This is a genomic window from Pseudoalteromonas sp. M8 (assembly GCF_018141365.1).
In the GTDB taxonomy this organism is placed as follows: Bacteria; Pseudomonadota; Gammaproteobacteria; order Enterobacterales; family Alteromonadaceae; genus Pseudoalteromonas.
Window position 1 is genome coordinate 1,270,370 of record NZ_CP047240.1, and the last position, 12,252, is coordinate 1,282,621.

The 12,252-nt window shown below is 43.6% G+C and carries 13 protein-coding genes and 1 pseudogene; 6 read left to right on the forward strand and 8 right to left on the reverse strand.

All coding sequences use genetic code 11. From position 1 onward, the window contains the following. The first annotated feature begins 97 nt into the window (after positions 1-97). On the forward strand, positions 98-844 hold the full coding sequence (locus GSF13_RS10515) for a hypothetical protein (RefSeq protein ID WP_010607254.1): 747 nt from the start codon (positions 98-100) through the stop codon (positions 842-844). Continuing rightward, positions 844-1,830 (forward strand): tetratricopeptide repeat protein, encoded by a 987-nt coding sequence (locus GSF13_RS10520; protein ID WP_211868201.1) that lies wholly within the window; start codon positions 844-846, stop codon positions 1,828-1,830. Before GSF13_RS10515 ends, GSF13_RS10520 begins: the two co-directional genes overlap by 1 nt. Positions 1,831-1,891: 61 nt before the next feature. Here GSF13_RS10520 and GSF13_RS10525 read toward each other — a convergent pair whose 3' ends face one another. From GSF13_RS10525 to GSF13_RS10545, 5 genes are all read right to left on the reverse strand, one after another. Next, on the reverse strand, positions 1,892-2,062 hold the full coding sequence (locus GSF13_RS10525) for a hypothetical protein (protein ID WP_099642116.1): 171 nt from the start codon (positions 2,060-2,062) through the stop codon (positions 1,892-1,894). A gap of 397 nt (positions 2,063-2,459) precedes the next feature. Further along, positions 2,460-3,089, reverse strand: a complete 630-nt coding sequence (locus GSF13_RS10530) for an SDR family oxidoreductase (RefSeq protein ID WP_211868203.1) — start codon at positions 3,087-3,089, stop codon at positions 2,460-2,462. Positions 3,090-3,257: 168 nt separating this feature from the next. Continuing rightward, the gene (dbpA, locus tag GSF13_RS10535) at positions 3,258-4,646 is read right to left on the reverse strand and encodes an ATP-dependent RNA helicase DbpA (RefSeq protein ID WP_045989590.1); all 1,389 of its coding nucleotides are present in this window, start codon (positions 4,644-4,646) and stop codon (positions 3,258-3,260) included. Positions 4,647-4,745: 99 nt separating this feature from the next. After that, positions 4,746-5,555, reverse strand: coding sequence for a peptidase S8 (locus GSF13_RS10540; protein WP_010370681.1), 810 nt, complete (start codon positions 5,553-5,555; stop codon positions 4,746-4,748). A gap of 102 nt (positions 5,556-5,657) precedes the next feature. After that, entirely contained in the window at positions 5,658-7,079 is a 1,422-nt protein-coding gene (locus GSF13_RS10545; protein WP_211868205.1) for a DEAD/DEAH box helicase, read from the reverse strand. Between the two features lie 266 nt (positions 7,080-7,345). On the opposite strand from GSF13_RS10545, the gene GSF13_RS10550 reads away from it, so the two are divergent. Both GSF13_RS10550 and GSF13_RS10555 read left to right on the forward strand, forming a co-directional pair. Then, positions 7,346-8,356, forward strand: coding sequence for a catalase family peroxidase (locus tag GSF13_RS10550; RefSeq protein WP_211868207.1), 1,011 nt, complete (start codon positions 7,346-7,348; stop codon positions 8,354-8,356). Continuing rightward, positions 8,349-8,876 (forward strand): cytochrome b, encoded by a 528-nt coding sequence (locus GSF13_RS10555; RefSeq protein WP_211868209.1) that lies wholly within the window; start codon positions 8,349-8,351, stop codon positions 8,874-8,876. The genes GSF13_RS10550 and GSF13_RS10555 overlap by 8 nt, the downstream gene beginning before the upstream one ends. Before the next feature lie 32 nt (positions 8,877-8,908). On the opposite strand, the gene GSF13_RS10560 is transcribed toward GSF13_RS10555, so the two are convergent. Next, positions 8,909-9,244 (reverse strand): hypothetical protein, encoded by a 336-nt coding sequence (locus GSF13_RS10560; RefSeq protein WP_211868211.1) that lies wholly within the window; start codon positions 9,242-9,244, stop codon positions 8,909-8,911. Between the two features lie 301 nt (positions 9,245-9,545). Between GSF13_RS10560 and GSF13_RS10565 the strand changes: the two genes are divergently transcribed. After that, complete coding sequence (locus GSF13_RS10565; RefSeq protein ID WP_010607246.1) at positions 9,546-10,010, forward strand: hypothetical protein; 465 nt, start codon at positions 9,546-9,548, stop codon at positions 10,008-10,010. Between the two features lie 306 nt (positions 10,011-10,316). On the opposite strand, the gene GSF13_RS10570 is transcribed toward GSF13_RS10565, so the two are convergent. Both GSF13_RS10570 and GSF13_RS10575 read right to left on the reverse strand, forming a co-directional pair. After that, positions 10,317-11,288, reverse strand: coding sequence for a transposase (locus tag GSF13_RS10570; RefSeq protein ID WP_211868213.1), 972 nt, complete (start codon positions 11,286-11,288; stop codon positions 10,317-10,319). 93 nt (positions 11,289-11,381) lie between these two features. After that, positions 11,382-11,495 (reverse strand): annotated as a pseudogene (locus tag GSF13_RS10575) (transposase); the annotation flags it as partial. Positions 11,496-11,784: 289 nt separating this feature from the next. On the opposite strand from GSF13_RS10575, the gene GSF13_RS10580 reads away from it, so the two are divergent. Continuing rightward, a complete protein-coding gene (locus GSF13_RS10580; protein WP_029215937.1) occupies positions 11,785-11,970 on the forward strand; it encodes a hypothetical protein in 186 nt (61 codons plus the stop codon). The last annotated feature ends 282 nt before the right edge of the window (positions 11,971-12,252 follow it).

Consider the following 12,252-nt stretch of genomic DNA (forward strand, 5'->3'; position numbering starts at 1 on the left):
GGCCAAAAGTCATGGTTTTACATCATGACGTCTGGGACAGGCACTCCAAATGTAGTGACGTTAAGCTAAAGACCAAAATCGTAAAAGAGAAATTGTTATGCTTATTGTTCATCAGTTTGCTTTGTATTTGCACATAATTATTGGTGCTATTGCGCTAATTGTATTTTGGGTTCCAGTCGTGACCGTAAAAGGCAGCCCACAGCATAGACTATGGGGAAAAATATTTACTTGGTGTATGTGGCTAGTTTCCGTCAGTGGCATTGTCATGTGCCTAATTGTGATCTACGACCCATTGGCGATCCGTTACCCCTCTCAACACATTGATCAGGCGCTAGGGCAACAGCTGGTATTGAAGCAACGTCAATTAAGTGAATTTTTACTGATGCTGTCAGTATTGGTGTTGGCAAATATTCGTCATTCGAGCTTGGTTTTAGCGGCTAAACAGCACCGAGAGCGATTAAGAAGCGGGTCTCATTTATTGCTGATTGGGCTCTTAGCGGCAACGGGTGGGCGAGTGTTGTACACTGCGCTTACATTTGGCAGTACGCTCTATCTAATATTTTCACTTATTGTGCTCTCTACTGTCGCTACTATGTTGTTCTACATATTTAAACCAACACTCAAACCACGAGAGTGGGTGCTGGAGCATATGAGTACCATTTTAGGCGCTGGGATTGCGGTATATACGGCATTTTTTGCGGTGGGTGGACGTCATTGGTTAGCGCAGCTAATGCCTGGGGCTTGGCAGCTAGTGCCATGGTTGTTACCCGCTGTGGTTGGCACCTTGGGCATCCTGTTTTACAAAAAACAGCTTAATCACTGTCAAGCAAGGGGGAGCAAATAATGTTTCAGATGAATAAAGTACTTTGTTTAATGATGATACTAGTGGTAACTCCAAAAGTGTTTGCGATGCCGAATATTACCGATGCATTGGAGCATGCCAAAATACTATTTGAGCAACAGGCGATAGTGGATGCTGAGCAAGCTTTTCTGGCGCTGCAAGAAACGCATCCAAATGAGTCGTTCTATTATCTTGGCAGAGTTAAGTTGGCGTCGAATCAATTTGATGAAGCAGAAGAGTACCTTGAAAAAGCACTGCGTCTCGAGCCTAACAGTGCGGATGAGTATTATTGGTACGCCAAGGTAAATGCAGAGCAGATAAAGCATGCTTCTATATTTTCAAAACTGAGTTATGCCAGCAACACAGAAGATGCGTTTTTAGCGGCAATAGACAAAGACGCAACGCATATCAAAGCGCTGCAAGGGTTGTTCTATTTCTACCTTTCAGCACCAAGCATTGCAGGTGGCTCTGAGGCCAAGGCGGTGCGACAGATAAGGGCGATAGAAGCCTTATCTTCCCATGCCGCAATGAAGCTATGGATCGACTTTTATTTGCTGACTGGCAATGATGAAGCGTTGATAACATATACTAACACCTTGCTTGAACGCAAAACTATTGATGAAGCAGTGTTGTTTAAAGCTGGAATAGCGCTGCAGAGTATCAAACATTACGATGGTGCATTTGCGTTTTTTAGAACTTTAATAGTAATTAAGGAAGCAAAGCATTACGCTGCGGGGCTTTACCAAATTGGTCGGACGGCGGTGTTTTCAGAGGTTAATGTAGATGAGGGGATCGCAGCATTACAAACGTATTTAACACTTGAGCTCAGTACAGATGGTCCAGATAAAAACTGGGCACGGTTACGTTTAAGCCAGCTCTATATGCTCCAAGGAAATACCCTAGGTGCTAAAAAGTTAATCGGCAAATTAAAGTCAACGCGAATCAGCGACAAAGACCTAATCAAAGCGATTAAACAGCTGCGAATCTGAGTATTTAGTTCATTTGTTTTATTAGGATGGCAAACGTCGAGCAAGCTCGACGTTTTAGCGATTACTGAGCTGAAGTTAACCAGCTCAGAAATTGACGTGCTTCGCCGCCATTGGCGAATTGTGTGATTTTACGGCCTGTGCCGTCAGCAAAGATCACTTTAGATTTGTTCACCGAAATTGAGCGAATTGGTTGCTCAACACGGATCTCTGTTCCGTTATATGTATATGACATAATAAAACTCACTTTTATAATGCACAGCAAATTAGCTGATGCTTTTGATAGTAGATGAGCTTCATTACAGTTTAGCGAACAGAAGACACTGTCCTCGCAACGACCCGATATGGGTATGACAGCTTATACCAATTTTTTTAATTGGCTTGATTTCGCCTGACTATATTAAGCTCTACTTGTATTTTTTATGCGGACTTACTGGATCAAGGCAAGGAGGCATTACTTGAGGTTTGCTTTATTTTGAGAGGAAGTTAAAGCAAGAGAGGGATAATATAGAATTGCATTTTTTAAAGCAAGCTTTTTATGTCAGCGAAGCGATAAATATTTTCAACACTTAGCCAAATTAAAGCACCTAAGTTTGCCCCGAGGCGTTAAACCCCGAGACATAGCTGCCCTATTAGCGCAGCGTTTGTTCGACTGACTGCTTGCCATTAAATAGCTCAAATGTGAGGTTCTGAGGATGTTGAGTGGCAAGGTAAGCTAGCGCGTCTGCGACATTCTCTCGACTTATTACGGCATCTTCTCTATTTGCAGGGCGTGCGGTCGAGAATCCCCCAGTTGCAGGCTCATTTTGTAATGCACCCGGTCGGACGATGGTGTAGTTTACAATACTTTTCTGTAGGTGTTGGTCAGCCATGTGTTTGGCTACCAAGTACGGTTTGATTTCACTTTCAATGTAATCAGGATCGTCAGCACCAATAGAGCTGACCATAATAAAATGTTTAACGTTTGCTTTCACAGCATAGTTAATGGCTTTAATGGCGGCCCACAAATCAATAAGTAGGGTTTTATCCGCTCCAGTCTCTCCACCAGAGCCTGCGCTAAATATTACCTGCTCGACGTTGTCAAAGGCTGAACTAAAATCGCCTTCGAGGTCTTGCTCTATGATAGTGAGTTGCTCAGACTGAAGATCAGCTAGTTTACTTTTATTGCGCACTAACGCCACGACGTCATGGCCTTGTTCCAGCATTTTCTTTGTCGTCATTTTTCCAATTTGACCACTGGCACCAATGATTAAGGTCTTCATAGATAAACTCCTTTAAAGTGTTTGCTTAACTAAGACCTTGGGGTCATTGTGCAGATTTAAACCCCTGTGGTGGAAATAGGTTATAAATAGGCGAGTAATTGCTGAGCTAATCTAAAGTCGTGGTGGTCAGGGAAAAGTTGACCACCGAAGGGAAAGGAAAGTTATCTGTTATTTTGTCACTTTACGAGCTCTAAAGTTACGGCCTTTCATTTTTCCTTCTGAGATTGTTTTAAGCGCCACGTTGGCAACACTGCGCTCAACCGCAACGTATGATGACATCGCGGTGACTTTTATTTTGCCGATTTGGTCACCTTTTAACGCTTGATTTGAGGTCAGTGCACCTAAGATATCACCCGGTCTTAATTTTGCTTTTTTACCGCCGTCGATTTGAATGGTTACCATCGGTGCCCGGTTAATTTTGTTATTTAATACTTGATCGCTTGGCAGGGTATTGGGCTCAATGGTCTTGCCTAAATAGTCTTCGAGGGCGTTTACTTTATGTGATTCCTTATAGCTCATCAAAGAGCATGCCACCCCTTTATTGCCTGCGCGCCCGGTTCTGCCAACGCGGTGAACATGTACTTCTGGGTCATGGGCGATATGGTAGTTGATCACCATATCTACGTGATCGACGTCGATACCCCGGGCTGCGACATCCGTTGCCAATAAAATGGTCACGCTCTTATTCGCAAAACGAACCAATGTGCGATCACGGTCTTTTTGCTCTAAGTCACCATGAAGTGCAGCCGCATCAAAACCTAGGCTATACAGGCTGTCGCATACGTTCTGGCACTCAGCCTTGGTGTTGCAGAAGATAACCGCTGAGTTTGGTTGAAATTGCATTAACAGCTTTTGTACCGCAGGCAATCTTGCATCGTTATTGTCGACTTCGTAAAAGTACTGTTCAATTGAGCTATCGTCATGTGTTGCTTCAACTGTGACTTTGGCTGCATCTTTCATGATGTGCTGCGCGAGCTGCTCTATTTTTGGTGGGTAGGTAGCACTAAATAACAGGTTTTGGCGTGCTGTAGGGCAGTGATCTATGATGCACTGTAGTGACTCTTCAAAGCCCATCTCCAACATGCGATCCGCTTCATCCAGTACAAAGGTATTCACTTCATCTAGCGACAAACGGCCTTTGCGCAGGTGCTCTTCAATACGCCCAGGCGTGCCCACAATGATGTGCGCACCGTGTTCAAGAGAGCCAATCTGCGGACCCATAGGTGCACCACCGCACAGCGCTAACACTTTGATGTTATGGACTGCACGGGCAAGCTTGCGAATTTCAACCGCAACCTGATCGGCAAGCTCTCGAGTTGGGCATACCACGAGCGCCTGCACGCGAAAGCGTTTCACGTTTAAATTATGTAATAGTCCTAAAGAGAAAGCGGCGGTTTTACCTGAGCCTGTTTTACCTTGGCCAATGACATCTTTACCCGCTAAGATAAGCGGTAAGGTTTGTGCTTGAATGTCAGTCATGGTGTGATACCCCAATGACGCGAGGTTATCGAGTAAGGCGCTGGAAAGTGAGGTACTTGAAAAAAGTGGCTGAGTCAAAGTCGCTGTCTCTGTAGTTCTAAAACAGCAATTATAACATGGCTCGAACGGATAGCGCGTGTAAGGCCGTGATAAAATTTTTTACCACAGCCAAGTGCGTTAAAAAATAATCTTAAACATTTCCCATGAACAGGGATAAGTGGCATTACAGCCTATGACGGTAGGATGCACATTGGCTCCCGCGCCACCATTACCTGCGGCTTGGATATAGTGACCATTGATTGACTTCAGCGCCACTTTATCGCCATTTTGGATCAAAGCGCCGGGGTTATTCGGCAACTCAATCGTGAAGGTTTCCCAAATAGAAGCCACCGTTCGGTTGGCATTTAACTCAGCGCCCCCACCTTGCTCTGCAACAAAGTAATAGCCAGTGGCTGTTTGAATGTGGATGGTGTCGCCATCAAACAGGTTACCGCCGTTGACATCGATAAGATTAAACCGTTCCCAAGGGCCAATCGCAATACGATTGGCGTTTACTGTATTACCGCCATTATTTTCTGCAACGAAGTAATATTGTCCGCCGGTTTCAAACGACACATTAGTAAAAATCGTCGGGCCACATGGGGCTGTAGTGAAGGTTAAGTCTTCCCCTTGAATGGTGGTGCGAGGTGGCTTTGGATCTCCTCGAAAACGGAAATGATATTCGCTGCCGCACTCTAGGTTCGCTATTTGTGCGCTAACCGGGCCATTCACACCAGCCGGTGTTGCGAGTACGCTGTAGCCGTAGTTAGTGGTTGGGCCATAATCAAACGTTTCTCCACTTAAACCAATAGTAGAGGCGGAGTAGCCGTTTAATTGAGCGGAGGTTTCTGTGATATTGCTCGCAGCTTGGGTCACATATTGCGTACCAGCGTGCGCTAAAAATGTACTACCAAACAATGTGAACAGTATCAATTTCAAGATATTCATTGTCTAGCTCCTTTGACGAAAAAAGGCTGTTACGATTAACAGCCTTTTTAGCTTAGGAGAAGGTGTTGCAAATGCTATTACACCTGCTTACACCATTAATTATTAATTGCCAGAAGTGGGCTTCTGGCGTGGTGTACGTTTTTCTCCAGCGTGTTGTCTCTTTGGCTTGTTTGCAGACGATGATGGGCGACGTCTACGGTTGCCATTGTTATTACCAGCAGGTTTACCGTTGCCACTCGGCTTATTGTTGCGAGGACCTGAATTTTGCTTAGGTTTGTTTTTCGGCTGAGCGGAAGGTGCTTGCTCAGCGTCTGTCGCCTTTGGTTTTTTCGGTTTCTTTGGCTTTTTCGGCTTAATTGGGCGCGTATCTAATTTTGACTCAGGTACGGCAAGTTGCGGTTCAAACCCAGGCTCCACTTTACGCGGCACCAACTGTTGAATTAATCGCTCAATGCCAAATAAGTCGCTTGCGGTCTCTTGGGTTACAAACGAAATAGCTTCACCTGTCGCACCAGCGCGGCCTGTTCTACCGATACGGTGAACATAATCTTCGTAAACATTTGGCAGGTCAAAGTTCACGACATGAGGCAACTCTTGAATATCCAAGCCCCGTGCCACAATATCAGTGGCAACAAGTACACGTACTTCACCATTTTTAAAGCCAGCAAGGGCTTTCATGCGAGCGCTTTGGCTTTTATTACCATGGATTGCTGCGGCATTGATCTTGTCTTTTTCTAGATCCTTAACCAAGCGGTTGGCACCGTGTTTTGTGCGGGTGAATACCAACACTTGTTGCCAATCATGCGTTTGCACTAAATGCTTGAGTAAGCTCGTACGTTTACTTTTGTCTACCGGGTACACCCATTGAGTCACGCTTTTTGCGGTGCTGTTTGCTGGTGCCACAGAAATCTCTACTGGATCATGAATTAGCCCTTTTGCCAATGCTCTAATCTCTTCAGAGAAAGTGGCAGAGAACATCAAGTTTTGTCTGCGGCTTGGCAATACTTTGATAATGCGCTTGATATCGTGAATAAAGCCCATGTCTAGCATACGGTCGGCTTCATCCAATACCAATACTTCAAGGTCATCAAATTTGACAGCATTTTGCTGGTAAAGGTCGAGTAATCGCCCAGGTGTTGCCACTAAAACATCAATGCCTTTACGCAGCTTCATCATTTGCGGATTGATCTTCACACCGCCGTATACAACTTCAGAGCTGATAGGCAGGTGTTTACTGTACAGCGAAACACTTTGCCATACTTGGTCAGCAAGCTCTCTGGTTGGCGTTAGAATTAACGCGCGTACATTGTTCGCACGTGGCTTAGTACCGGCAATCAGCTTTTGCAACAAAGGTAATGTAAAGCCCGCTGTTTTACCCGTTCCCGTTTGCGCCGCAGCCATCACGTCTCTGCCTTCTAAAATAGCAGGAATGGCTTGCTCTTGAATGGGAGTCGGTTTGTCGTAACCTTGTTCGACAACGGCTTGATTTATTTCTGGGGCTAAACCTAGGTGGCTAAAGCTCATGATTTTGTACTCTGTATTGGGCGGCGGGCAAGAGTACAGTATTTACTCCGCTTAAGCAATTTCGCCGTGTTTTTAAATTGCCCCGAGTTAAATAACGATAGGCGGGTAGATAACAAAGCATAGCGTAAACATCAGGATTACAATCAAAATAAGTGAAAGGAAACGTTCGTACTAGAGGTCTATTGATGGCATTAGTTATTCACGACCAGTTTGCGCTGTATATAAGTCACTAATTCGGCAAACTGGCTTAACTTAGGAGCCGTTTTGTGAAATACACATCTGTATCCTTGTTAGAAAAGGGGTTTTATGTTGCGAGCCTTGCTGTTGCGTTGTCACTTTCACCATTAACACAAGCGCAAACCGAGCAAGTCACCGCCCAGCAATTTGTCGATTTGCAACAAGGACAAAACCACTTCCCTGGGTTTCGTAGGGCACACGCAAAAGGGATTTGTGTGTCAGGAGAGTTTAAATCGAATGGGCGGCTATCTCAGTACTCAGACGCAACCGTTTTTAAAGCCGGCACGCATCCATTTATTGGTCGATTGTCCATTGCTGGAAATAATCCGCACGCTGCGGAGTTGACTGCACCAGTAAGGAGCTTTGCGCTGAGCTTCGTAACAGGTGCTCAGCGTTGGAATATTGCGATGAATACGCCTCCAGTGATGGCGGTAACGAATCCGCATGATTTTTATCAGCAAATTGTTGCTCTGAAGCAGGGCAAAGAGGCAGTAAAAGACTTTTTTGCTGGGCACCCTGAGAGTGCGGATTTTTTGGCATGGAAAGCGAGTTACACGCCAAGCTCGAGTTTTGCCCTTGAGACTTATCATAGTATTAATGCGTTTTATTTGGTTGATGAAAAAGCGCAGCGTCAGGCTATTCGCTGGAAAATGCTGCCACTAAATGAAGAAAGTAAAAATCCTTACACAGGCAAAGACGCGCTACAGCAAGAATTTGCAACTCGATTAGAGAAAGGAGCTGTACGCTTCAATTGGCAGTTTATATTTGCCAAGCAAGAAGATGATGAAAATAATCCAGCCAAACTTTGGCCCAGTAACCGCGCGAAGGTAGATGCAGGAGAGATCTTCATAACGCATTGGCAACCGCAATTATCGGGGAACTGCCATGCGCTCAATTTTGATCCCTTGATATTACCTAGCGGTGTTAAAGCAACCGAAGATCCAATTCTAAGAGCGCGCTCTGCTGCCTATGCAGAGTCTTATCGCCGTAGGGCTAAGGAGCAATTGATGGGCGCACTTGAGGAGACAGTGAATGATTAATCAAATAACACGATTTAATCTCGCGATGAGAGTGCTTCACTGGTCTATGGCATTACTTATCTTTGCCATGATTTTTGCCGGACTTGCGATGGTACGTGCGCTTGAGCCTTGGCAGCTTACCTTACTTGGGCTACATAAATCATTTGGTGTGCTGGCACTTTTGCTACTTTTATTGCGCTTTCTTATTAGAATAAAGTCATCGACACCTAGCTTGCCATCTGGGATGTCGACAATACAAGTCAAACTGGCCAAATTCAGCCACTGGCTGCTTTACGCATTGATGTTAATCATACCGACTAGCGGCCTGTTGATGCAGTATTATGCAGCGCGACCAATAGTGGTGTTCGACTTTTTCACCATTCCAGCCGCAATGGTGCCTTACATCGAATACTTTGCTGTATTTCGCGAAGGACATGATTTTGCTGTATTGCTACTGATTGCAGTACTTGCAGTTCATATTGGAGCGGCGCTTTATCATCACTTTATAAGAAAAGATGGCGTGCTAAAAAGCATGTTGTAATGACCCAAGGCCTGCTTACTGGCAGGCCGTTATTATAAGTATGCTTGCAGTGCTGTTAAGTCTACCTTAGCTTGTAATTTTACTGCGATTAAATATAACCCCGCCAGTTTGCGGTGAATAAACAACGCATCTACAGGTGGAGTATGCCACTCGTTAGAGCTGCCATTCAACGCTAGCCCTTTTTCACTGAGCCCTTTACTCAGTTGGCTATTAGCGAAATCAAATGGGCCGTCACATCGAAGTGGAGTCGTCGCAAGTAAAAACAGCTCAATAACTGCGTCACAATAGTCAGGTGCAATATCTGTGTCGAAAAAACAAGCGAAAAAGCAAGTGAAAAAGCAAGTGACACCCACTACAGGAAAAAACATGTGACACCCACTACGATTCATCAGTGACAAGAGAAACATGTGACACCCACTACGATTCATCAGAAAAGCAAAAAAGCAAGTGACACCCACTACAGGAAAAAACATGTGACACCCACTACGATTCATCAGGGAAAAAACAAGGGAAAAACAAGGGACACCCACTACTATTTGCATCAAAAACAGAAAACAAGAAAGAATAAATCAATGACACCCATCACTATAAATCGGCTGCATGTTTGACTAGCCTTAATTATCAATTGCTGCAGGAGTAGGCTTTCTACTCTTTTTATTAAGAGGTTTTATGAATAATACAGAAACACAATCAATCGAAAGTATATGGCAAGAGCAGCTTTCAGGTTATGGCTGTGATCCCGATTTAGCTTATGCCAAAAATACGTTTTTTAACCAGTCTAACGAGTCTATTTCAGCAGCATTTTCTCGCAGCGTAATTGAAAGGGCAAATGAACTAAGAGTTATGCCTAATGTGTTATTTAATACGTACTTTTACTTCTTCATTGACTTCCTAATGAAAACAGATCATGAACCATTCGACGCTTCTGAGATAGCGAGCTGTTTTGCATCCCTTCTCAAAGAGAAGCTGGATTCAAACTCGATTGCTAGCTCAGAACTCGTCAAGCAATCCAAAGGCGCGGTGGACTATTTAACGCGTAACACTATTTTTTTTAATGAGGATGCGGATATCTACGGTGATCTAGAAGCAAAGTTGAAGGCTTTAAAAAGCCAGTTAAAGACTTATCAAATTTAGGCTGCATCTGAGGTTAAAAATAGTGGTCAAATTGAGTTGGCCAATGAAAGCTAATAAATAGATAAAAGAAATAAGTAAGAAATAAGGAAAGTAAGAAATAAGTGACATCCATCACTATTAATATCCAAGCTGAGGAAGTGAAGTAAAAAAGTATAAAAATACTTCAACCACTTTGGTCAAAAACGTTTATAGATAGGCTAATTTTTAGCGCTCAGGCGTATCTATTCAACAAAACAGGTTTATCGCGCACGACAAGGCGCTGTAAATACAACAGTAAGAAATTCTAGAGTTGAAAAGCTTGCTCTGCTAAGCCAACAAGCGCTCACAGTTTGTTAGGTTTGTCCGTCGTCGTTTTTGCAGTGTTTCACAGTAAGCGGTTATTGTTCGCTCTCGACCAACAGCACCGTGGAATACCCGAGAAAACTGCGTAGTGAGTTTTATCCAGTTTTCAGGTTCTATATTTAATCGAGTAAGAATAGGTTGCGCTTCGTTGATATAACCGCGTTTATCGGCGCGAATACATTTGCCCGTGAGCTCAACTAATTCAATATAGGACTTGAATTCAAAGGGCAGGCCTTTAGGCATATGTTTTCGTGGGCTACCAGCAAAGCGTAGTAGGCTTTTTGGTTGTTTGCCCAGCTTAGCGTGGTCGATGCGTTTTTTGATGCTGGTGTAGTCTGAGGTCTCAGGCGTTGCTGCGATTTTGGCTCTAATGGGGTTTAAGTCTACGTAAGCGAGACAAGCTGCCAATGCGGCCTCATCCAGTAATGCTTGGGATTTAAACCGTCCTTCCCAAAAACGGCCTGTACAATTATCTTCTTTATTTGCTCGGCGGGCGATGTCTTCGTTAAGCACTCGCATAAACCAGCTAATATCTGCGAGCCTTTCCCTGTACTTGGCGACATGCTCATCGAATATCAATTGTTCCGATTCATTGAGTGGTTCTCCCTCAACGAGCTTATGGGTTATCCAATTGCCTTTAAACAGCTTGTGCCACCGTATCACAATCGCTTTATCCGACAGACACTTAGCCTTTTTATCATCAACATATAAAACAATGTGGGTGTGATTACTCATCACGGCATAAGCACAGATATCAATACAAAACACGGAGCCCAGCATCAGGAGCTTTTCTTCAACCCAATCACGGCGGTGTTCGTATGATTTTCCAGTAAATTTATCTTCACCGCATAAAAAGGCGCGCCTTACACAGCGGGAGATACAGTGATAGTATTTGGTGTCGGTTAAACTGATTTGTTTTTTACGGGCAGTTGCCATAGTTTGGTTTCCTCAATCCTTTGAGTGCAAAATTAAAGCGTAGGCGGAATCTTAAGAAGGTGCAAATTAGTGGTGGGTGTCAGCTATTTATTATCTTCCAGTAAATTTATCTTCACCGCACAGAAAGGCGCGCCTTACGCAGCGGGAGATACAGTGATAATATTTGGTGTCGGTTAAACTGATTTGTTTTTTACGAGCAGTTGCCATAGTTTGGTTTCCTCAATCCTTTGAGTGCAAAATTAAAGCGTAGGCGGAATCTTAAGAAGGTGCAAATTAGTGGTGGGTGTCAGCTATTTAATTCATAGGGAGTCAAAAGTGCTCATACATGGGGCTTTTAGCGCTTGCCACATTACAGCATTGTTTAGGCTTGGAGATCACGTTATTAATATGTTTAATAAATGTTTTGTATATTGATTTTTTGTTTCTCCGCTGCCAGTATAGTCATTAGTAAGTTTCCGATTTGGAAACTTTAAACAATGATTATCAAGGAAATAAAATGAAACTAAGCCTTAAGAAAAGGAACATGAAAGTACTCAATAAAGACAATAGTCACGTTGTTAAAAATGTCACTTTGCAAATTGCTGGTGGTTATAATCGAGGTTATACAGACTTTTATTTTTGTGGGACAACGCATTGTCCATCTGCGTATCCAGAGTGTGAAACTATGGGGTGTAACGCGTAACCTTGCTCCATAGTTGGCGATTACTCATCAATTCATAGGTTTGTTCTGAATCTCAAACTTATGAATTGTAATTCAGTGCATTCCTATTTTATCAAACACCTTCCAAAGTGCCTTTGCGTGTACTTGCTACAACACAGAAAAATCACGACAAGTAGAGATTGACTCTCTGAGTGCTTTAAATATACGTCACTTTTATATGTTGGGCTTTGTATCGAACACTCTTTTGTAGTATGGCTTTTAACGTTTTACTCTTTTTTGATTGGTATGTTATATTGTATCAAT